Below are 22,611 nucleotides of genomic sequence, written 5' to 3'. Positions count from 1 at the left end.
GATGCTAGCTTCATAATAATATTTCTTAAGAAGGGGTTACGTTTTCACCTAAAGAGTGTAACCCTTTTTCTCTCCTTTTCCAGCTATTTCCTCGTACTCAGAGCTTTTTTGTTTCTCTATCTCGGATCTAGGGTCATCTGTTGAAATTAATAAACGAGTCTTATCCTTAATGTTTAAGTACAATAGAGCTTGCCAACTTATCTGATTTCGATTCCGTCTACGCTTCGCTACGACCGGAGAAGCCGCTACGACGACGTGAGATGTCTTTCCACAAGTAGTACTACGGAAAAACCACCTTCGTCGTGTCATTCCATGCATTAGGAATTCTTGGCAAGCATCTATCCAATGCTCTAATGCCGTCTTCCCGGCCATTAGGAATCATTGGCAAGCCGTAGGTGCGCCCTATCCCAGCCCAAGCATCGTCTTCCCGGCCATTAGGAATTCTTGGCAAGCCGCAGGCGCGCCCCTAGAATTCCTTATGAGCGCGGGATCCATAAAAACAGAGAACAGAGGACAGACTTCAGAGAACAGATAAGTGCCATGTCGCAACGATTATATCTGAACTCCGATCCCTGTTTCCTGATTCCTGCGCTATGGATCCCGCGATGCCAACTCACTCTACGACTCACCGGCTTAAGACGCCGGCTCATTTAGAGTTCCTAGGCTCCGGGAAGACGGGAGTGGAGAGGCTTCCAACATCTCCCTGTCTGACATCTTCCTTTCTGCCCTCTGACATTCTTCCTTTCCATCATCTCCCTTTCTGCCCTCCGTCTGCTCTGTCATCTCTCTTCGTACGATTCCAATTGATATTTCCGCAAAAAAAAGACAGTGTAGCAACGGTACGTGGTAAACATTAAAAGAAGAATAAAACTGAAACATATATGACTGAATTTAATCCCTCTCCAAAAGACTTTTTGTTTGTGCCCCTCGGTGGTTGCAATGAAATTGGCATGAACCTTAATCTGTACGGTTATGACGGCAAATGGCTGATGGTCGATTTGGGCGTTACCTTTGGAGAAGCCCTGGGCGTCGAAGTCTTTACGCCAGATCCAGAGTTTATCATCGATCGAAAAGATGATCTGGCCGGGCTGTTATTAACCCATGCCCACGAAGATCACATTGGCGCCGTTCCTTATTTGTGGAAGTATCTCCAGTGTCCCATCTATGCAACGCCATTCACGGTGGATCTTGTCCGCAGAAAACTTGATGATGTTGGCCTCTTGAAAAAGGCAAAAATTATCGAAATACCCTTATCCGGAACTGTCGATATCGGGCCCTTTAATATCAATCTAATTACTTTGACTCACTCTATTCCAGAGCCCAATGGCGTTGCCATCAAAACCCCACTGGGAACCGTGCTTCATACGGGTGATTGGAAACTTGATCCAGATCCTATCATCGGCTCACAGCCCGATGAAAAAGCCCTACGCAAACTTGGCAAAGAGGGCGTCTTGGCCATGGTCTGTGATTCAACCAATGTATTTGAGCCAGATAATTCGGGCTCAGAGGGCGAAGTGCAAGAAGGACTCATAGACGTCATGGGACGCTACAAAGACTCTATGATTGTGGTTGCGTCCTTTGCCTCTAACGTGGCCCGCCTAGAAAGCATTGCCACAGCAGCCCAAAAACTGGGCCGTAAGGTGACGCTCGTGGGACGCTCCCTTGACAGAATGAACTATGCCGCACGCTCTTTGGGCTATCTGAAAAATGTTGCCCCCTTTATCTCTCACCAAGAAGCACAAAGCGTGCCAAGAGATAAGCTGGTTCTTATTTCAACAGGCAGCCAAGGAGAGTCCCGGGCCGCTTTAAATCGCATAGCCCATCAGCAACACCGATCGTTTCATATTGAACATGGCGATGTGGTTATATTTTCCTCTCGCATCATCCCTGGCAACGAAAAACGCATCTCTGCCCTTATGAACACGCTGGTTCGTTTGGGGGCTGAAATTGTGGTTCAAAATAAGCTGCTGGGCAAAACGAAAATCCACGTCTCCGGTCATCCGGCTCGAGATGAATTGCGCGAAATGTACGAATGGATCAAACCAAAGGTTGCCATCCCAGTCCATGGAGAACCCCGCCACTTGCGAGAGCATGCCCGTTTTGCGGAAGAATGCGGCATCAAAAATGCCATCGTTCCCTGCAATGGATCCGTGGTGAAACTAGCCCCTGGTGAAACCAAAATCATTGATCAAGTGACAGCTGGACAACTGGCCTTAGATGGCAGCGTTCTGGTGTCATCCAATAGCCTGGTCCTCCGAGAACGAAAGCGTATGTCGGTCCACGGCACCGCCGTTGTCACCCTTGTGTTCGACCGCCAAGAAGAACTAGCTGAAGATCCCCAGATCACCCTCCATGGTGTTATCAGTGAAACGGAGACAGAAGAAAGGGCTAAACGCCTCTATACAGACATTGTACGAGAAATTTCTAGAAGCTTAGACGAACTGCCGCCCCATAAAAGGGAAAGGGACTCAGCCATAGAAGAAGCCACGCGCGTTGCCTTACGACGGGCCGTCAACCAACGCCTGGGCAAAAAGCCCCTCACCGAAGTCCACGTTGTGCGCATAAACTAAGCCCATGTCCAGACGCATTGACCATATCGCCATCGCAGTGCCCGATCTCAAAGAAGCCCTCCGAATATACCAAGAAAGCTTTCAAGGCACGGCCTCTGAGCCAAAAGAGCTGCCCGATCATGGCGTCCGCGTGGCCTTTCTGGAATATGAGAATACCAAAATCGAATTCTTGGAACCACTAGGAGACACATCGCCCCTCAGTAACTTTCTCCAACGCCATCCTCAAGGAGGCTTGCATCACATTTGCTTTGTAGAACCAGATCTTGCAAAAACGGTAGCCTCTCTTCAGGAAACCGGCAAGGAAGTACTGGGTGACGGGGAATCTAAGATTGGCGCCCAGGGCAACCCCGTTCTCTTTCTTCATCCGAAAGACTTTTGCGGTGTTTTGGTCGAGTTAGAGGAAAAGACTCCCAAATAACCCCTAACATTTTCATCTAGCTTATGTATGCTGGGCACAGATTTCATTTGGAGATAATTTTGTGAATATCGTAACTGGCATCGTCGTCTATCAAATGCTTTGGTGGCTTACCTTTTTCATGGTGCTCCCCTGGGGCATTCAAGTTGAAGAAAAGCCCACACCTGGGTTTGCTGACAGTGCTCCCAAAAAGCCGCAACTTAAGTTGAAGCTATTGATCACCACGCTTGTCTCAGCCGTCGCTTGGTTCTGTGTCTACTTCATCATTGAATCTGATATCATCTCATTCCGGAACTGATACATGTCTTCCTATTGCCAAATTGCCCAGAACGATCCACTTCATGGCCCTTATCACGATAAGGAGTACGGATTCCCCATCACTGACGATTCGGTTCTATTTGAGCGCCTTTGTCTAGAAATCTTCCAAGCAGGCCTTTCCTGGAGCACCATTCTTAAAAAACGTCAGAATTTCTTTGAGGCCTTTCAGGGCTTTGATCCCGGGGTCGTGGCTAAATTTGGAGGAGGGGACATGGATAGGCTTATGCAGGATGCTGGCATTATCCGGAATCGCCTCAAAATTGAAGCAACCATCAAGAACGCCCGAACGATCCTGGATTTGGCGAAGACTCATGGTTCTTTTTCTAATTGGCTTTTGACCAATCATCCCCTCTCAAAAGACGAATGGGTGAAGCTTTTTAAAAAGACATTTTTCTTTACCGGCCCCGAAATTGTGGGAGAATTCTTGATGAGTTTAGGCTATCTTCCTGGGGCCCATGCCTCTAACTGCCCCGTTTACAAAGAAATTATCGTCCTAATGCCACCATGGAAAAGGGCATCCAAAACAGCATAAAAATCGTTTACGCCTCTGCTTCAATAGGGTATGAAAGTCTGCATACAGCATTAACGCATTAGGGCAATCCATGGCAAAATTACACTTTTATTATTCGGCAATGAACGCAGGAAAAACCACAGTTCTCCTTCAATCTAGCTATAACTATAATGAACGCGGCATGGAAACAATTATGTTTATCCCTATATTAGATGATCGATATGAAGTCGGCACCATTACATCTAGGATTGGTCTGGATTCAAAAGCGGTCCCCTTTGGTAAAGATTTTGATTTCTTTGACTACGTATCTGAACAGTGCCAAACACGATCCATTAAGTGTGTTCTTGTAGACGAGGCCCAGTTCCTTAGCAAAGATCAAGTCCATCAGTTAACAGATATCGTAGATACTTTTGGCATGCCTATTCTCACTTATGGACTCCGAACCGACTTTAAAGGCGAGACTTTTGAGGGAAGCCATTACTTATTGGCCCTTGCAGAAGATATTACAGAAATCAAAACCATCTGTCATTGTGGACGCAAAGCCACCATGAACATGCGTGTCAGTGAATCTGGTAAAAAGGTTCAAGAAGGCGCCCAAGTGGAAGTAGGGGGGAATGAACTCTATGTGGCCACATGTCGCAAACATTTTAAGGAAGGGGATTCAGGCCCCATGCTCAAGCACAGTAAACCACCCCTTAAGTCTGTTTCATAAGAAGAGTCGCCCAACCCTCTTTGAAGATGGATTCAACCAACATTACTCCCTCTGCCTCATGGGCAGCCGTGACACCTTTCATCTGAGATTCTAACAAGCCAGACAATATGGCTAATCCGTTTGGTGCCAAACTGGCTGAAAGCCCCGAAGCCATTTCTATGAGCGGCTTTGCCAAAATATTTGAAACAATCAAGTCAAAGGGTGCCTCCTCTCGGAGAAGGGGATTGTCATAGCCGTTGCTTTCAAAAGTCTGGATCAGATTTTCCACATCATTCTCGACGGCATTTTGCTCTGTCATGCGGACGGATTCGGGATCTATATCACACGCAATTACCTTAGAGCTCCAAGCTTTCGCTATAGCTATGGCTAAAATTCCCGAGCCACAACCCATATCTAAAGGCCTTTCGACTTTTATCTCGTCTTTCAGATTACTTAAAAACTGGAGGCAACCCGCTGTTGTTGGATGCTCTCCCGATCCAAAAGCAGTGGCTGCATTCAAGATAATTGCAAGTTTGTCATTTGGTAGATCCCCTTCATAGTGGGATCCATAGATGAAATAATCTCCAATGGTCAGGGGCGGAAAGCTTTTATAGGATTCCTGGAGCCAATTAACATCCGGTACAACTTTTACGGTGAAGTCTGAAATGGATTCAGCCTCCAAAATTTCTAAAATCTGGCCCTTGGAAGGTTCCTGAAAAAAGGCATCTAGAGACCATATGTTGAGGGTCTCTGGAATTTCGAAACTAGATATTGATATAATATGGGGTTCGAGGACTTGTTCAATATGGTTGTGATTTTCGGCTAGAAGTTCAAAAGTCAGCTGTAAAAGACTCATGTTTTTTCCAGAAACTGGGAAACAACTTTCTTGATCCCCGCAGCTTCAAAGTTAACGGAGACATATTCACCTTCAACACGCATAATTTTCCCATAGCCAAACTTTTGATGGAAAACACGTTCACCCACCCGACTGTCCGCTGCTGGGGCTGAAAGTTTACGACTTACACTCTTAAACTTCGGTTTTGGAACATAGTCCTCTGTTGTCGATCCCCAGCTCTCTGACATAGGCGAGTACTGGGTTTGAACATTTTCCATCAAGGAAAATTCTTCTGGAATTTCTTTCAGAAAGCGGGAGGGGAGGCTGGTTTGCCATTGATTATACATGCGACGCCGGGACGCACAGGTTATAATGGCCCGTTTTTTTGCCCTGGTTAGGCCCACATAGGCCAGACGGCGCTCTTCTTCAAGTCCAGCTATGCCTGATTCATTCATGGCCTTTTGATGGGGAAAGATCCCTTCTTCCCAGCCTGCCAGGAAGACTGTCTCAAATTCAAGACCTTTGGCACTGTGGACCGTCATAATGGTCACCATGTCATCTTGTGTGCTCGTAACACTGTCCATAACCAGACTGATGTGCTCGAGAAACCCTGGCAAATTCTCAAACTCGCCCAAGGCTGCGATAAGTTCTTTAAGGTTTTCCAAGCGTCCAGGTGCATCAGGGGACTTATCGGTTTTCCACATATTGGTATAGCCAGACTCATCGAGGATGATCTTCGCAACCTCTGTATGTTCCTGTGAGTCCAAAAGACTCCGCCAACGATCTATATCCTGCAGCAATCGGGATAAAGTTTCGCCGGTTTTTCCCTTGACTAGGCCGGTTCTGCAAGCATGATGAGCGGCTTCTGACAAGCTTATACCCATATCCCGGGCAACCTCATGGAGAGACTTGACCGTCGTAGGGCCAATGCCACGTTTTGGAGTGTTAATAATACGCTCTAAGGCAAGGCTATCCTGGCGATGGGTCACGATCCGCAAATAGGCGAGGGCATCTCTAATTTCCATGCGCTCATAAAAGCGGAGGCCTCCCACAACCCTATAAGGGACACCCAACGTCAAAAACCGCTCTTCAAACTCACGGGTCTGGAATCCTGCACGCACTAAGATAGCCATTTCAGAAAGCGCATGCTTCTTTACATGCATGGCCTCAATTTCTTCACCCACCCACCGGGCTTCTTCTTGTCCATCCCACAAGCATTTAATAAGAACTGGCTCACCTTCTTTTACATCTGTCCAAAGGGTTTTCCCCAAGCGCCCCTTATTCTGAGAAATGAGTCCCGAGGCCGCCCCTAAAATCTGTGTAGTTGACCTATAATTTTGTTCAAGTCGAACAATCTTTGCCCCTGGAAAATCCTTCTCAAATTTCAATATGTTGCCTACTTCTGCTCCACGCCAACCATATATTGATTGATCGTCGTCTCCGACGCAGCAAATATTGTGTGTTTTTTTAGCCAAAAGTCTTAGCCAAAGATATTGGGCAACGTTCGTATCTTGATACTCATCCACCAGTATATATTGGAATTGATCTTGATAGGTTTCCAAGATGTCAGGATTTTCGAGAAAAAGCGTTATACAGTGGAGAAGCAAGTCTCCAAAATCTACGGCATTCAGAGTTTTTAAACGCTCTTGGTATTGGACATAGATTTCAAGAACACGCGGAAGAGAATTATGGCCCAGCTCTGGTGTTGAAACTTGATTGGGGCGCAGGCCTTTATCTTTCCAACGGCTAATGGCCCCCAGGTACCCTCGGGCTGGCGTTTTCTTATCATCAATATTTGAGGCTTGAAGAATCTGTTTTATCAGCCGTAACTGATCATCCGTATCCAGGATGGTAAAAGAAGGATGTAACCCTAAAAGCTCGGCATGGCGCCTTAGTATGCGCGTACAAATGGAATGAAAGGTGCCAAGCCACAAGCCTTCTACACCACGCCCCAGAATTCGGCTAATACGTTCCCGCATCTCGTGGGCGGCTTTGTTGGTGAAGGTAACGGCGAGAACTTGAGAAGCCCAGGCTTTTTGAAGAAAAAGAATATGGGAAAGCCGTGTGGTGAGAACGCGGGTTTTGCCAGTTCCAGCGCCCGCTAAAACCAACAGAGGCCCCTCGGTGGTTTCCACCGCCAGCTTCTGTGCATCATTTAGGTCTTGGATATAAGGAGTTCCTTCAACTTCTTGCGGCACGGCCATGGCAATCCTTTTAATGAAATACGGCAAGAAGCCCGATAATTGTTCCACTGAGTATGGTGGACAAGGAACCTGCCAAGATTGCCTTAAATCCCAGAGAAATGACATCGTTCCGTCTTTCAGGTGCTATGACCCCCAAGCCCCCAATCTGTATCCCTAAACTGGACAAGTTGGCAAAACCGCAAAGGGCATACAGCATGATAAGACGCGTATGAGAGGTAATAGCTCCTTCGGGAAGTCGAGAAAGCTCTACGAATGCGTATATTTCATTCAAAATTGTTTTGGTGCCCAAAAGACTGGCGGCCACTTTGGCTTCTTCCCACGGAATCCCCATAAGCCAAGTAATAGGGGCTAAGACAGTTCCTAGAATTCTTTGTAGGTTTATATCTTCACCATAGACTTGAGGCAAACATCCCAATACTTTGTTTACCAAAGCTACCAATGCCACAAAGACAATTAACATAGCCACAATGTTAATGAAGAGGCGAATACCATCTACCGTTCCTTTGGACAGGGCATCCATGGAATTATTGAATTCATAAGGCATGACCAGCTTTCCTGAGGTTGGCTCGCCTACTTGGGGAACCAAAATCCTAGAAATCGTAATGGCCGCTGGAATACTGATGATTGAAGCCGTGATAATATGAGCCAGCACATTTGGAATGACGGTTTCTAGGATGGTCGCATAGAGAGCCATAACGGTTCCAGATGTGGTTGCCATGCCAAGGGTCATGACCGTAAAAAGCTCACTCCTGGAAAGACTTTTCATGTAGGGGCGGATAAGAAGCGGCGCTTCCATTTGTCCTAGGAATACTTTTGCGGCAGCACAAACGCCCAACGCGCCCCCGATATTGAGAGTCCTTCGAAGAGCCCACGAGAGCCCTCTCACGACAGCCGGCAAAATCCCCCAATAGAACAAAAGCATGGAGAGAGCACTGACAACAAAGACCATGGGAAGTGCCTGAAAAGTAAGGCTAAAGGTGTTGGCACCGTCTTCTCTCAAATTAAAGGGATGTTCCCCCCCGCCAATATAGCCAAACACGAAGCTGGTTCCTTGGAGTGTCGCCTCTTTTAAAACCAAAACTAGATCGCCTAGCCAAAAAAATGCTGCTCTTATAAAGCCCACCTCAGAAATGATTACTGCAACCAAAACTTGCACCGCCAATCCGATGAGAGCAGCTTTTATATCAACTTGCTTTCTTTTTTCACTGATAAGCCAGCAAAATGTAAATATGGTCGTGATTCCGAGACACGCTTGAAGAAAAACCATTAAGACCTCGTTTTATCTATTGCGAGAGAGGACTATCCTGTCCTCGTTGCCTATGTTAATAGACGATAAAGTGCATCTTTAAAAGGGATACTATGCAACATGGACCTATTTTTGGGGAATATTCTTCTAACTATCGGAATTATAACGATACTTTTATTGGCTGGGGCCTATTTTTGGCAACAGCGGTATTTTTCTAAACAGACAGCGGAACTGAGGGAAAAATTGCTCGAAGAGTCTCGCTCAAAATTTGAAGCAGAAGCAAAAACAACTCAATTTCAAGAAAACCAAAAGCATCTAAGCGACACTTTCCGGGCCCTTTCAGCTGACGCGCTACAAAAAAACAATCAATCTTTTATGGATTTGGCGAAAACCACCCTGGAAAAATTTCAAACCCAAGCCCAATCAGATTTGAAGCTACGTCAAAACTCCATCAGCGAAATGATGACGCCCATGAAAGAAAGCCTCAAGAATGTGGATACCAAGATTCAAGATCTGGAAAAAGCTCGAGTAGGGGCCTACGCAGGCCTTAAGCAACAGGTACATGATCTTCTGTTAAGCCAAAAAGAATTACGTTCTGAGACTTCTAATCTCGTAAAGGCCCTCCGTACGCCTCATGTCCGAGGCCGCTGGGGAGAGATGCAGCTACGTCGAGTCGTTGAAATGGCTGGCATGCAAGCCCATTGTGACTTTGTGGAACAGGTTACAGTACATGATGAGGACAAACGCCTCCGCCCCGATATGGTAGTCAATATGCCCGGCGGCAAAAAGATAATCATCGATGCAAAGGCTCCTCTATCAGCGTACCTTGAGGCCATTGAAGCCGATGATGATGGAGTACGTCTTCAGGCCATGAAAAATCATGTGCGTCAAATTCGAACGCACATTACCGCCCTCAGTTCGCGAGCCTATTGGGATCAGTTTGAGGAAAGTCCTGAGTTTGTGGTGCTCTTTCTGCCCGGTGAACCCTTCTTCAGTGCAGCTCTGGAACAGGACCCTACCCTTATTGAGGTAGGCGTAGAGCAACGGGTAATTATTGCGACGCCCACAACATTGATAAGTCTTTTGCGCGCGGCCTCTTATGGCTGGCGCCAAGAACGCCTTGAAGACAATGCCCGGGAAATAAGCGAACTGGGCAAAGAACTTTATAAGCGCCTTTCCGATATGGGAAATCATATGGGTCGTCTGGGTCGCAGTCTCGGCGGCGCCGTCGAATCCTATAACCAAACCGTTGGCACCATGGAACGGCGCGTCCTGGTCAGCGCCCGGAAATTCAAAGATTTAGGCGCCACGGCAGAATCTAACTCTATAGACGATATTCCAACGCTGACAAATACGCCACGGACTTTGGAAGCACCGGAAGTTACAGAGCAACCAAAGCCCAAACTGGAGAAAGCCTCTGGTGACTAAATGACAGCGATCACTGTTCGTCCAGCTAATTCTAAAGATATTGACGGTATTGTTAAGGCTCATATAGCTGGTTGGCAATCGACATACGAAGATTATATAGACTCTGCAATTCTGAAACGAATGACTTTTGCAAAGCTACGCCCTTTCCGAGAAAAGATTCTCGAAAAAGGGACCCAACAATGTTTTGTGGCTATGGCTCAAGATAAAGTTGTTGGCTTTATAGATGTCGGTCCTGCAAGAGACTTAAAACACCTTGCCCCAGGTGAGCTTTATGCCATCTATATCCTTGTTTCTTACCAAAGACAAAACATCGGGAAAACCTTAATGGATGCCGGGAAAGACTGGTTTAAAAATCATAATTATTCAAGTTTTTACACTTTAGCCTTAGAAGAGAACGCAAAGGCTCAGAAATTTTATGAGTCCCAAGGAGGGATTCGTTCTGAGGTTACTTTAAATCCAAAAATAGGAAGGAAAGTGCATACAGAACTTTGCTACCTGTGGAAGGATTTTTAAGAATGAAACCCCACGAAATACCCAGTTTATCCAATGCAAAACGCATTTATGTCCTAGGATGTGCGGGAAGCGGAAAGTCAACAACAGCCCGCAAACTTCACAAAATTCTTAAATTACCTGTTGCCCACCTAGATGTAGAGTACTGGAAGCCTGGGTGGGTTGAACCAACAGATGCAGAATGGCGTATCCACTTGAAAAAACTCGTATCTCAAAAAACATGGATCATGGACGGCAGTCATGTCTCAAGGGCCGATATTACGTTTCCCGAGGCAGATATTATTATCTTCCTGAATGTGCCACGATATAAATGCCTATGGCGCGTCATTAAGCGCAGAATTGTCCACCGGAAAACCCCACGCTCAGATATCCCAGTACATTGCCCCGAAAGGCTTACCTGGAAATTTCTAAAGTGGATCTGGAACTATGACCAAACGAAGACTCAAAGAATATTCAAAGCAGTAGAAGTGTATTCCCACGACCATAAGTTCTTCGTCATCAAAAACAATTCTGAGCTCCACGATTTGCTGTCCAACTGATCCGTAATGACCTCCGGATAGTTTAACCCTAAATACCCTCTATTTTGAAACGCTCCCCTCAAAATTATATAATTTTCTTGTATTTTCTATACTGTTTATGTTTATATACGTAATACTGAATTTAATTAAAGTTACTTTTTATTTACTTTTGGAGTATTAACGTCAGATGAAAAGCGAAGTATCTGCACTATTTTTTTTAATAATTACAATTATCGGTTCCTTCACTTGTGTACAGGAAACCTCTGCAAAACCTGAAGACCCTCTTTTTTCCACAGCCATAGAAGGTGACGGACACCTCAAACGGGCAGATGCAATTTTAAGAGCGAGGGTGGAATATAATGAGTACCTCCTTGGCACAGTGAAGTTTCTTCAAGAATGTCATCAAAAAGAGGAGGCAAACCTTAGTGAACCGGATAAAGAGTCTGCAAGTCTTAGTGACGCAGATAAAGAGGCTTTTCGGCAAGCAAGCGACGAGATAGCTGAACTGTTTCAACATAATGCCGGCGCTGAATACTCCCTTATCGAGGTAGGTATTAAGGATGATCTTAAGATTCTTAGGAAGATGGCAATTTATACAAGTCTTGCGCTGAAATGTCGTCATAATCCAATTCTTCAACAAAAATATGATGAATTGCTATTTTCCCTAAATGTTCATTTAACTATTGCTCTAATAGACGAGGCCGATCGAGCAACAGATCGCCTAAAGCTTCATATCAGAAGCTCTAAAAATAACGCACATAGAAAGACACAGCTGCTAGCACCAGACAGCAGAATTAATGAGAGCCGCTATCTTTCAGAAGTAGACGGCATTTTGTCAAATATCTATTCAAGCAGTACGCTTCTTTGCAGAGATAAAGTTGATATGGGTAGAAGCGAAGATGGTCTTGTTACAATAAAAATTAAGAGAATACTTTCCGGTATTGATGAGGCTACAAAAGATTGTTATGCAAATTTCAATGACAATGAATGTAATTTTCTTCACCCATTCTCGATAAACGCAAGTTCTGTTTTCTGCCAAAACGTTGACCTTATCTATAGCTCGGAGACTTTGGGCCCTCTGCACAAGACGTGTAATGCCATCAGTAGTTTTTGGGATGCTTATAACGATCTAAAAAATAACAAAAAGACGCAGGAAGAAATTTATAAACTTAGGTTAAGCGAAAAATATGTTAACACTCTATTAATATACACAAATAATGACGAGAAACTTTCAAGTGACGAGAAAAAACTCCAAATTGCGAAAATAAAAAAAGAAAGAAAAGATAAGCTAAAAGAACTGGAAGAGTACGAAAGTTTTATTGAACAATGGAATGAACAACAGATGCTTCATGATTCCATGCGAACACTCGTGCTTGAAACAGCCCAAAATGCCGTCGAGATAGTGGAAAAAAATCGCGAACCTATACAAAAAGATGAAGTGGTTGCAGAAGAAACCATTGTGCTCGTAGACTCTTCTAAAAAAGAAACCGTTGTGCTCGTGGAATCTTCTAAAGAAGTGAAGAAAAAGTTAAACGTTTTAGATGATGCAGAAACTGACACGGAACCATTTGATCTTAAAGCCTCACTAGAAGTTCAACTTAAAGCCAAAAAAGTTGTAAGTGTGAAGGGTGAAGAAGCTAGCGGATCGTCTACTTTCTTTGAAAGATATCAGGATGACGTAAGAAACTTCTTTCAAGCAGCGACCTTTGAATATTCTGATGCGCTTAGTCTTATGAAAAAACTTGGTGCAAGAATTGATATGAGAGGCAGAACCAGTGGCTCAAGACGAACCATCGTTTTTGAAGCTGACACAGCAATCGGAACTGGAGATGCTGTAGGTTTCTTTCATGAACCCCACGGACGTGACAGTAATGACAGAAGAGGAAGTTACTGGCGCAAAACGTTCCGACGGGTATTGGAAGAAGTTGGGTTTTCCGCAAAACTGGACGGGATCGGATTAGAATCAGCTGGCGTTTAGAAAGCGACTGCTATAGTCATATCAATGCTGGTGAGATGACAAGTCCTTACTTTGCATTGCTGCAATATGACAAGGCCTGGTTTGGAATATGTTTTCTGATTTCTGAAAGATGGATCCCGCGATGCCAACTCACTCTAGGTCTCACCGGCTTAAGACGCCGTTTCGCCTAGAGTTCCTAGGCTCCGGGAAGACGGGAGAATGCGAATGGCTATGAAGTGCTCTGCTAGGCTCCGAGAAGACAGAAATCGGGCAACATTGCAGTCTGCTACACACGATCAAAGCTCGTCATTCAGCCAAAGCCCGTCATTCCGGCCATTAGGAATTATGGGCAAGCCGTAGGCGCGCTTCCTAGTCTGGGATCCACGTCCAAAGCCGTCTTCCCGGCCATTAGTAATTATGGGCAAGCCGTAGGCGCGCCCCTAGAATTCCTTATGAGCGCGGGATCCATAAAAAATGATTGAGAAGGTTCAAAATCACGTCGTAGTCAGCTGTCACATCGTAGCGGCCTGTCCGCAATAGCGCAGCGAAGACGGAAGCAAAGTAATGATGAATCATTTAGTAGGACTTTTCCAAATACGCCATTGACATTATTTCTAAATATGTCATGTTTATAGCATATGTCATACAATGGGGAAATGACAATGAAGACCTATAGAGCAAAAATTGGGGAAGGAGGCCGGATCGTTATTCCTGCGTTTTTTCGTAAAGAGCTACAGATAGAAATCGGAGAAGAAATTGTGTTAAAACTTCAGGAAGGTGAAATAAAAATGGTCCCCCTAAAGGAGTCGCTGTTACGCGCACGAAATTTGGTGAAAAAATTTAATCCGACCAATGAGAGCTTGGTTCAAAAACTGTTGGACGACAGAAAAGAGGGTCTGAGAGGTGAGTAGGGTGATATATGATAGCTCTACCCTCTTGGCCTTAATTAATAACGAGCCAGGATCATCTGTCGTAGAAAAATATTTATCTTCTAGCACAATGTCCTCGGTCAATGTTTCGGAAGTGGTGAAGGTCCTTCTGTCTAAAGGAATGCCCCTTAAATCCATCACAGAAATCCTGTCGGAACTTATTGTACAGATCATCCCCTTTACGGAAAAACAGGCCTATTTATGTGGCACCCTTTTTAATGACACGAAAGAATTTGGACTTTCGTTGGGAGATCGCGCCTGTATCGGCCTAGGCCTTATGGAAAAAGCCCCCATTCTCACGGCTGACAAGGCCTGGGGGAAATTGAAAACAAAGGCAGAGATTCGGGTTATTCGTTGATTATGCCCGATCTCATTAATCCAATTTAGAAGTACAAAAGTCTGAGAAGTTTATATCTCCATCTTGAACTTGCCCCTTTTTAATCGTACAAAAACAACAACGAATAACTAAAGCAAACTATGAATTCAGCAACAAATAACTAAGGCAAACAATGATTATCGTATTTGGCTCTCTTAACGTGGACATGATTATGCCCGTAGCAACGCTCCCCAGGCCGGGTGAGACAGTGCTGGGGAAAGAGTATCACCTGATCCCAGGGGGGAAGGGAGCCAATCAGGCCGTAGCCGCTGCAAGATCCGGTGCTCAGGTCCATATGTTTGGAGCTGTGGGGAAAGATGGATTTGCCAAGCTGCTTTTTGACTCCCTAGGAAGTGCCAATGTGAACACAGATGGGATTGCCACATCTTCAAAGCGCACAGGCTGTGCCAGTATTTCAGTGGATCAGAATGCCGAAAATCTTATTACCGTTGCCAGTGGCGCTAATTTGGATGCTAAGGCCTCTTCTGTTCCCAATGATTTGCTCACTGCTAATACCATTCTGTTATTTCAGATGGAAGTTCCTGCAGAGGAAAACTGGAAACTTATTCAACGGGCCTTTGGATGTGGATGCCGAAACATATTGAACCTTGCCCCTGCACAAGCGGTGCCCCCTGAGATCCTAAAATGCCTGGACATCTTGGTGGTTAATGAAATCGAAACCCAGATGCTTGCCAAATCCCTGAATCTTACGCCAACCAACCAAGGCGTTGCAAAGTCCATCAGTGATAGCTATGGCATAACGTGTATTGTGACAAAGGGCGCCGAGGGCACCACTGCCTATGATAATGGCAATGTCATACAAGTAGACGCCATGAAAGTGAATCCCGTTGATACAACGGGGGCAGGGGATACGTTCGTGGGCGCGCTCGCCGCCGCCCTGGATGAAGGGAAAACTCTAGCGGATGCTATCAACTGGGCCAATGTGGCCGGAGCTTTGACTTGTCAGAAGATCGGGGTTCAGAATGCGATCCCCATGAGAAAAGATATTGAATCCCAGATGTAAAGTGATGAAAACGCGCCTTTACGGCCCTTGAACGGCCAAGGTTCCCGATCGGCCATCGGCAAACCCAAGTTCCAATTCACAAACAGGGATCTTCTCTTTGTTTTTCAAAAGGTCAGTGGCCACTTGAGGCAAAGAAACGATCTCTACCTTTTGATCTTGGGCTTGTTCAATGAATTTTTTCAGAAACGGAATGAACTTCATGCCTTCTAGTTCTGCATGAATTGTGAAGACATTTAGCTTCCCTGGCTGAATAGCCTTGAGAAAAGCCTCTTCTAATGCAATACCTTTGTACTCATCTCGGCCCAGGATTTCGTCCAATGTGGGCATTGTCGTTGGAATCTGAAGCGTCTTAAAAAGAGTGCCATCAATCTTTGGAAAGAAAGGGTAGCTGCCTCTAGCATCACTGGCATATAGAAGCTTGGCCTCGTCATAGGCGCGGAGACTATAGGTATTGGCCTGCCAGCCCGCCGCACCTGCTGTTCTGGCCGGTCGACGAAAAACACGTAGAAATTCCTGCTTTGCCTTGCGAAATTCCTCTGATACTTCATCCTCTGTCATGGTATGGAGTTCATCTTGCCAGCGAATGTGATCGTAGCAGTGGATCCCCACTTCAAAGCCAGCCTTTTGAACCGATCTCATTAACGTGTCATGTCGCCTGCCAATATGAGGGGAGGGCAACAAAGTTCCATGCATCAGTGTTTTGATGCCATAATGGCTGACAACACTTGTTCTTTTTACTTTTTTAAAGAATCCTGGCCGAAAAACGCGCTTGATGGCTTTCCCCGTTGTATCAGGACCCAATGTAAACAGAAAAGAGGCCGGAACTTTAAGTTCCCTAAAGAGCGCCAGAAGATTTGGCACCCCTTTTTTTGTTCCACGGTCTGTATCGACGTCTACCTTGATGGCAAGAGTTGTCTTTGCCATATCTAGGCGGCTTCCTGTTCCAGTTCTTCACCTGGGTGGCTCAGATGATAGGTCAGTGTCTTGCGCAATGCTGTCTCAAGATCCACCGTTGGAGTCCAACCCAAATGCTTTTCAGCCATCTCAATGGAGGGAACACGTGTCATAATATCTTGATAATGTTTTCCGTAGTACTCTCCAGAGCTAATGGGGACAATTGACACTTTCTCGGCTTTCTCACGATACTTAGGAAACTCTTTGATCAAATCCACTGTCATCTGGGCAAGTTCTGCAATGGACATATCGTTCTTAGGATTCCCCAAATTGAAAATCTTTTGGGAAGCACATCCATCTTTGTTTTCTATAATTTTCAATAGGGCATCAATCCCATCGTCAATATACGTGAAGGAACGACGCTGTGTCCCACCGTCCACCAGTTTGATATCCTTCCCATGAAGAACATTGCTGATAAACTGAGTCAACACACGGGAGCTTCCTTCTTTAGGCTCATAAATATTATCCAACTTAGGCCCAATCCAATTGAAGGGACGGATCAAGGTATAATCTAGGCCCTGCTCAAAACCGTACGCATAAATAACGCGGTCCAGGAGCTGTTTAGAACAAGAGTAAATCCAGCGTTGCTTATTGATGGGACCAAGCACGCAATTGCTGGTTTCTTCATCAAACTCAGCATCTGCTGACATACCATATACTTCAGAAGTCGAGGGGAAAATAACCCGCTTTTTATACTGAACGCACTTGCGGATAATTTCCAGATTGGCCTCAAAGTCCAACTCAAAAACCCGGAGAGGCTCTTTAACATAAAGGGCAGGTGTCGCGATCGCCACGAGCGGCAGAATTACATCACACTTTTTGATGTGATATTCAATCCATTCCTTGTTGATGGTAATGTCCCCTTCAACAAAATGGAAGCGCTCATTATTAATGGAGTTCCCAAGCTTATCGGCAGCCATATCCATCCCATAAACATTCCAGGATGTTTTCTTTAAAATCTGCTCTGTTAAGCTGTTTCCTATGAAACCGTTAACGCCAAGAATTAATACATTAAGGCTCATCAATTATTCCCCTAAATTTTACGCCGCATGGCCTATCTGCTCAATAATTTGCCCAATCTTGAGCACTGGTGGATCAACATAGTGGCTTGTGTCCGTTGGATCAACCCAAGAAGACGAATTTATTTCCAAAACACCTTCTGAAGTTGCAATGGTGAGAGGAGACAAAGATGCAATCTGTCCTGGGATCAAAGAGTTAGAACTTCCACCCTCTTTAGGCTTACCCCACCAAATCATCAATCTTTTTCCCTCAATGTCTGTAAAAGCACCCGGATAAGGGTACGCTACAGCACGTACAAGATTAAAGGCCTCCACAGCCGTCTTTGACCAATTAATCTGACCATCTTCTGGCTTGCGACGTCCATAATAAGTCGCCTGAGATTCATCTTGCTTAGTGCGAGGCGCTGTGCCCGCACAAAGTTTATCAATTTGTCGATCGAGAACTTTCATGGCCGCATCAGAGACTTTAAAGAAAAGTTCTTTCCCATTTTCCTCTGGATCAATCAAGACTTTTTCCTGATCCACAATATCGCCTGCATCTGCCCCAGCCGTCATATGATGCAGCGTTGCACCAGTTTCTGTTGCTCCAATAGCTAACGCCCAATTTGTAGGAGCACATCCACGAATTTGGGGCAAATAAGATCCATGCATATTGTAAGATCCAAGGGAGGGAATATCTAAAATCTTCGTGGGGATCATATTTCTGTAATATATTGAAAAAATCAAATCAGGCTTTATTGCTCTAACTTTTTCAATCCATTCCTCAGTATTTAACTTTCCCGGAGTATAAACTGGGATGCCATGTTCACGGGCAAAAGTATCAGGTGTTCGATACCATGGAAATTCGGCTGGATTGTTTTCGTGGGTAAATAACCCAACCACATTATGGCCACGACTATGGAGGAATTCGATGGCCCGATAACCCAAGTCGCTATAGGAAAACAGAAGAATTCTCGGCTTAGACATCCGTTTTTTCATAGACCTCTTTAATTAAGAATCTTGGACGATAGGAAACAGCTTTAAAAATACGCCCCACATACTCACCAATAATGCCTATTCCCACAATTCCCACACTCACGAGGAAATAAAGGATCGCAAACAGGGTAAAGAGCCCTTCTGCTTCGGGCCCAACCATAACCCGACGGATTAACATATAAAGCACCAATAGAAAGCTAAACGCGCCCGTCACAAGTCCAAACAGCGTAAATACCTGCAAAGGAACTAGAGAAAATCCGGTAATGAGATCAAAATTAAGGCGTGCCAATTTATACAGATTATATTTTGATTCACCCGCTTCTCGCTCGGCATGGACCACTTCTACTTCACTGGGGTTTCCAGAAAACTTATAGGCAAGTGCCGGAATAAATGTGGACGTCTCTCCTGATTTGACGATTTCATCAACAACAGGGCGACGATAGGCCCGTAACATACAGCCCTGATCTGTCATCTTAATATCGGTGATCCTGGCGCGCACAAAGTTGACCAGCTTAGAGGCCCAAGTTCGGAAAAAGTTATCCTTACGACTATCTCGATAGCCGCCCACATAGTCGTGGCCTTGGTCAATTACTTTCAAAAGCTTAGGAATCTCTTCAGGTGGGTTTTGTAAATCTGCATCGAGGGTAACAACGACTTCTCCACGGACCCGCTCAAAGGCAGCAATAATGGCCATGTGTTGTCCGAAGTTTCCGTTAAAGTCTATAACACGGACGTTTTCAGGACGTTTTTTATGGAACTCAACCAACATCTCCACCGAACGATCCTTGCTACCATCATTGGTAAAAATGATTTCGAATGGTTTCTTTAGTTTGTCGAGGGTCTCCGTGAGCCTTTTAAAGAGACTCTCCAGGTTTTCTTCTTCATTATAAACGGGGATAACAACGGATAAATATGTCATTAGGCTTTCTTTCCAAAGATTTTTGCAATGGTTGAGACCACACGCTTTTGATCATCAGATGTTATTAGTGGAAATAGGGGAAGGCTTACAATACGTGACGCTACATCTTCCGTCTGTGGAAAACTTCCGCACTTATAACCGTACTTATTTTTGTAATAGGAAAACAAGTGCGCTGGCTGGTAATGGAGCCCTGTCCCAATATTATGCTCTTTCATTTTTGCCATAAAAGTATCACGATCCATCCCAGCTTTTTCAGGATTGATGAGTGGCGCAAAAAGATGCCAAGAGTGTTTACAATCAAATGCTGGCTTTTGCGTAAAGGTAAACTCTTCCCAATTCCCCATGGCTTCCAAATAAGCATGAGCCAGTTTAGTTCGCTTTTCGATAAAGCTGTCCAAAGACTTTAACTGATGAATACCAATGGCTGCCTGAATATCCATCATATTAAACTTGAAGGCAGGAAAGGCCACATCGTAGGCCTGAGAGCCTTTCTTGGTAAAGCGATCCCAAGCATCCTGCATGATCCCGTGGAACTTTTGTCCCACCATGGTCTTCTTATGGACTTCATCGTGGAAAGTAATGGCTCCCCCTTCACCAGTAGTCATGGTTTTATTGGGGTGAAAACTAAAGATTTGCACATGACCAAAGCTGCCGATAGGACGTCCCTTATATTGGGTCCCGATGGCATGGGCCGCGTCTTCTAGAACAACTAGGTTTTTCTTATTCGCCAGAGCATAGAGAGGATCTAAATCCACGGGAAGGCCGGCAAAGTGAACGGGCAAAATAACACGCGTTTTATCCGTAATTGCCTTTTCAACCTGTTGCAGATCCAAGTTATACGTCTTGGGATCAATGTCTACCAGTACGGGTTTAGCACCCGCTAGTTCAATGGCATTTAAGGTTGCAATAAAGGTGAAGGGTGTCGTGATAACTTCATCCCCTTCAGAAAGGCCCAGAGCCTTAAGAACCATATAAAGTGCTCCTGTTCCCGAAGAAACAGCAATGGCATGGGGCGCTTTTACATAGGCCATAAGATCCGATTCAAACTGCTGCACCCGTGGTCCGGTGGTAATCCATCCCGATCGAAGGCACGATACAACTTCCTCTATGGCCCCTTCATCGATTGTCGGCCGTGAAAAAGGAAGAAAATCCTGTTCCTCTAAAGGTGATTTTAGGACTTTCTTAGGTGCGTGCGACACAATAAACCCCCAACATAATTGTAAATATGCCAAAAACTCGAATCCAAGAGAGATTCTCCCCCAAAAAGTAATAAGCCGCAATAGCCGTGAATATATAACCTACACTCAGCAAGGGATAGGCATAGCTTACTTCGACACGCGCCAGTGCCAAGATCCAGATAACAACGCTTAACACGTAGCAGGCAATTCCCCCAACAATAAACGGGCTCTTTGCAACTTTGATCCCTACTGGAAGTATGTTTACTGCAACAAACTCAAAATGCCCAATCCTGAGCATTCCTTGCTTTAAAAGCAATTGGGCCAAGGCATTTAAGAATACCCCAGATAGTATCAGCGGCAGATAATTCATTGCGCATCCTTTTTGCGATTACAGACTAGATAATCACCTTGATTCTCTGTGACAAGTAAAAAATGAATATTGGGATTTTCCTTAATCTGTTCGTAGTAACCTTTATTGGTTACCATACACATTGTTTCTTCTTTAGCCCAGTTTTCCCAAAAAGTCACCTCATCCCACATCCAATCCGATGTGTCTTCCTGCTCCATGCCAAATTGAAGCTCACCCGTCCAGCCCACAACCTTGATGGTCCGATCGAGATATACAGGAAGATCTTGGTTATAGGTATGGTAATTAGCCACAATCGTATGGGGCGGAAAGTTTTGCTTAATTTGCTCTGCAATGGGTTTAATGGAACGCTTTTGCAGTGTTGGCGCCGCAACACTTGCAATCATAAAAAAGCAAACAGCCGTTCCAACCATGCCTTCAAAAACACCGCGCACGCCTCTCAGCCTGCCAAGCAGTGGCACAACTAATGCACTGAGGATCCACACACCGATGACAAAGCAAGCGTACGTCCAATGTTCCGGTTCAGCTAAGTCTGTTCCAAAGAGAACAAATGACAAAACCCCGGCAAGAAACAAATTAAGCCCTAAATATCCCCATAGACTTTTCTTTATGGGTTGTAAGGCTGTGCCAGGAATGCTCGCAAAAAAACGTCCCATTATTAAGGCCAGCGCTGGGAATAGGGGAAGAATATAGGGAACAAGCTTTGAACTGGAGATGGAAAAAAAGACAAAGATAAGTCCTGCCCACAAGAACAAATATGATAAAACTTCCCAAGCTTGTTTATCTTGACGATATTTTCTCACAAGATCCTTGATGGCTTGAGGCAAAAAGGCTGTCCATGGAAGCAACCCCAACAGAATCACGGGAATAAAATACCAAATGGGCCCATAGCGATTGTGGGTTGTTGTCAAATATCTCAACACATGTTCATTCACAAAATAGAACCAAAGGAATTCTGGATTTTTTAAAGCAACAAGAACATGCCAGGGTGTGGCAATGGTAAGAAACAGGACCAAGCTTGTGGGAAGGTACAACGGCAGCAATTTTGACCATCGGTTAAAAATAAGCACCCACAGAAACATAACGCCGCCAGGAATGGCAATGGACATGGCACCTTTGGTTAAAAAACCGAGAGCAAAGCTAAGAGAGCAAGCATACATCAGCCATCGGCGTTTGGGCCCTGGAGATGATTTTTGTGCCAAGAGGAACGATAAAAGTGCTCCCGTCACAAAGACACTTACGGCCATATCCAGTGTAATGAGACGGGTAAAGACGTAATACAAAGTGCTGGTGGCCAAAATGATCGCGGCGTAAAGCCCCGTCTTTCGATCAAAGAGAGAACGGCCGGCCCCGTATACCATCAAAGATCCTATGATCCCTAGAATCATTGGGCAAAGGCGACCAGCCCACTCACTGATACCAAATAACTTGATTGGAATGGTTTGCAACCAATAGAAGAGGGGAGGCTTCTCAAAATATTTCACCCCATTCAAGCGAGGGGTGATAAAGTCCCACGAGGCCAGCATTTCCCTGGGAATTTCCATATAGCGTCCCTCATCAGGCACCGCTAAGGGACGCTCGCCCAACATAAAGCCAAAGAGGAGGCTTAAGCCTAAACTCAGAAAGAAAAGGTCAAAGATATAGGAACGGTATGAGTCTTGACCCAT

23 protein-coding genes are annotated in these 22,611 nt (G+C 45.1%); 12 read left to right on the top strand and 11 right to left on the bottom strand.

Annotated features, from left to right (window positions below):
• Positions 1-48 precede the first annotated feature (48 nt).
• Entirely contained in the window at positions 49-372 is a 324-nt protein-coding gene (locus HOL16_01815) for a hypothetical protein (GenBank protein ID MBT5389430.1), read from the bottom strand.
• 509 nt (positions 373-881) lie between these two features.
• Here HOL16_01815 and HOL16_01810 point away from each other — a divergent pair.
• The 5 genes from HOL16_01810 (at position 882) to HOL16_01790 (ending at position 4,526) form a co-directional block, all read left to right on the top strand.
• On the top strand, positions 882-2,570 hold the full coding sequence (locus HOL16_01810) for a ribonuclease J (GenBank protein ID MBT5389429.1): 1,689 nt from the start codon (positions 882-884) through the stop codon (positions 2,568-2,570).
• Positions 2,571-2,574: 4 nt separating this feature from the next.
• Positions 2,575-2,988: a methylmalonyl-CoA epimerase gene (mce, locus tag HOL16_01805; protein MBT5389428.1), complete on the top strand. Its 414-nt coding sequence runs from the start codon at positions 2,575-2,577 to the stop codon at positions 2,986-2,988.
• Positions 2,989-3,049: 61 nt separating this feature from the next.
• On the top strand, positions 3,050-3,283 hold the full coding sequence (locus HOL16_01800) for a DUF1467 family protein (protein ID MBT5389427.1): 234 nt from the start codon (positions 3,050-3,052) through the stop codon (positions 3,281-3,283).
• A gap of 3 nt (positions 3,284-3,286) precedes the next feature.
• Positions 3,287-3,835 (top strand): DNA-3-methyladenine glycosylase I, encoded by a 549-nt coding sequence (locus HOL16_01795; GenBank protein MBT5389426.1) that lies wholly within the window; start codon positions 3,287-3,289, stop codon positions 3,833-3,835.
• Positions 3,836-3,905: 70 nt separating this feature from the next.
• On the top strand, positions 3,906-4,526 hold the full coding sequence (locus HOL16_01790) for a thymidine kinase (GenBank protein ID MBT5389425.1): 621 nt from the start codon (positions 3,906-3,908) through the stop codon (positions 4,524-4,526).
• On the opposite strand, the gene HOL16_01785 is transcribed toward HOL16_01790, so the two are convergent.
• Genes HOL16_01785 through HOL16_01775 form a run of 3 tightly spaced genes read right to left on the bottom strand, consistent with a single transcriptional unit; the run spans position 4,510 to position 8,811 of the window.
• Positions 4,510-5,361, bottom strand: coding sequence for a methyltransferase (locus HOL16_01785; protein MBT5389424.1), 852 nt, complete (start codon positions 5,359-5,361; stop codon positions 4,510-4,512). The two genes, HOL16_01790 and HOL16_01785, sit on opposite strands and share 17 nt — an antisense overlap.
• Positions 5,358-7,544 carry a UvrD-helicase domain-containing protein gene (locus tag HOL16_01780; protein MBT5389423.1) on the bottom strand — a complete coding sequence of 729 codons (2,187 nt, stop codon included), beginning with the start codon at positions 7,542-7,544 and terminating at the stop codon, positions 5,358-5,360. Before HOL16_01780 ends, HOL16_01785 begins: the two co-directional genes overlap by 4 nt.
• 10 nt (positions 7,545-7,554) lie before the next feature.
• Complete coding sequence (locus tag HOL16_01775; GenBank protein MBT5389422.1) at positions 7,555-8,811, bottom strand: nucleoside:proton symporter; 1,257 nt, start codon at positions 8,809-8,811, stop codon at positions 7,555-7,557.
• Between the two features lie 99 nt (positions 8,812-8,910).
• Between HOL16_01775 and rmuC the strand changes: the two genes are divergently transcribed.
• From rmuC to HOL16_01740, 7 genes are all read left to right on the top strand, one after another.
• Entirely contained in the window at positions 8,911-10,218 is a 1,308-nt protein-coding gene (gene rmuC / locus HOL16_01770) for a DNA recombination protein RmuC (GenBank protein ID MBT5389421.1), read from the top strand.
• Entirely contained in the window at positions 10,219-10,731 is a 513-nt protein-coding gene (locus tag HOL16_01765) for a GNAT family N-acetyltransferase (protein MBT5389420.1), read from the top strand.
• 2 nt (positions 10,732-10,733) lie between these two features.
• Complete coding sequence (locus tag HOL16_01760) at positions 10,734-11,267, top strand: AAA family ATPase (GenBank protein ID MBT5389419.1); 534 nt, start codon at positions 10,734-10,736, stop codon at positions 11,265-11,267.
• A 166-nt stretch (positions 11,268-11,433) separates the two neighbouring features.
• A complete protein-coding gene (locus tag HOL16_01755; protein MBT5389418.1) occupies positions 11,434-13,224 on the top strand; it encodes a hypothetical protein in 1,791 nt (596 codons plus the stop codon).
• A 641-nt stretch (positions 13,225-13,865) separates the two neighbouring features.
• Positions 13,866-14,114 (top strand): AbrB/MazE/SpoVT family DNA-binding domain-containing protein, encoded by a 249-nt coding sequence (locus HOL16_01750; protein ID MBT5389417.1) that lies wholly within the window; start codon positions 13,866-13,868, stop codon positions 14,112-14,114.
• Entirely contained in the window at positions 14,107-14,490 is a 384-nt protein-coding gene (locus HOL16_01745) for a type II toxin-antitoxin system VapC family toxin (protein ID MBT5389416.1), read from the top strand. The genes HOL16_01750 and HOL16_01745 overlap by 8 nt, the downstream gene beginning before the upstream one ends.
• 151 nt (positions 14,491-14,641) lie before the next feature.
• On the top strand, positions 14,642-15,532 hold the full coding sequence (locus tag HOL16_01740; GenBank protein ID MBT5389415.1) for a ribokinase: 891 nt from the start codon (positions 14,642-14,644) through the stop codon (positions 15,530-15,532).
• 18 nt (positions 15,533-15,550) lie between these two features.
• Here HOL16_01740 and HOL16_01735 read toward each other — a convergent pair whose 3' ends face one another.
• From HOL16_01735 to HOL16_01705, 7 genes are read right to left on the bottom strand one after another with little or no spacing between them, the layout of a single operon-like run.
• Positions 15,551-16,456, bottom strand: a complete 906-nt coding sequence (locus tag HOL16_01735) for a 4-deoxy-4-formamido-L-arabinose-phosphoundecaprenol deformylase (GenBank protein ID MBT5389414.1) — start codon at positions 16,454-16,456, stop codon at positions 15,551-15,553.
• A 2-nt stretch (positions 16,457-16,458) separates the two neighbouring features.
• Entirely contained in the window at positions 16,459-17,508 is a 1,050-nt protein-coding gene (locus HOL16_01730; protein MBT5389413.1) for a bifunctional UDP-4-keto-pentose/UDP-xylose synthase, read from the bottom strand.
• Between the two features lie 18 nt (positions 17,509-17,526).
• The gene (locus tag HOL16_01725; GenBank protein MBT5389412.1) at positions 17,527-18,471 is read right to left on the bottom strand and encodes a formyltransferase; all 945 of its coding nucleotides are present in this window, start codon (positions 18,469-18,471) and stop codon (positions 17,527-17,529) included.
• Positions 18,464-19,399 (bottom strand): glycosyltransferase, encoded by a 936-nt coding sequence (locus tag HOL16_01720; GenBank protein ID MBT5389411.1) that lies wholly within the window; start codon positions 19,397-19,399, stop codon positions 18,464-18,466. The genes HOL16_01725 and HOL16_01720 overlap by 8 nt, the downstream gene beginning before the upstream one ends.
• Positions 19,399-20,598 (bottom strand): DegT/DnrJ/EryC1/StrS family aminotransferase, encoded by a 1,200-nt coding sequence (locus HOL16_01715; protein ID MBT5389410.1) that lies wholly within the window; start codon positions 20,596-20,598, stop codon positions 19,399-19,401. The genes HOL16_01720 and HOL16_01715 overlap by 1 nt, the downstream gene beginning before the upstream one ends.
• Positions 20,582-20,947 (bottom strand): EamA family transporter, encoded by a 366-nt coding sequence (locus tag HOL16_01710; protein MBT5389409.1) that lies wholly within the window; start codon positions 20,945-20,947, stop codon positions 20,582-20,584. The genes HOL16_01715 and HOL16_01710 overlap by 17 nt, the downstream gene beginning before the upstream one ends.
• Complete coding sequence (locus HOL16_01705) at positions 20,944-22,611, bottom strand: phospholipid carrier-dependent glycosyltransferase (protein ID MBT5389408.1); 1,668 nt, start codon at positions 22,609-22,611, stop codon at positions 20,944-20,946. The genes HOL16_01710 and HOL16_01705 overlap by 4 nt, the downstream gene beginning before the upstream one ends.

It is taken from the genome of Alphaproteobacteria bacterium (genome assembly GCA_018662925.1).
In the GTDB taxonomy this organism is placed as follows: domain Bacteria; phylum Pseudomonadota; class Alphaproteobacteria; order 16-39-46; family JABJFC01; genus JABJFC01.
Note: the sequence above shows the minus strand (reverse complement) of the source record. Positions and strands in the feature narration are given on the sequence as shown.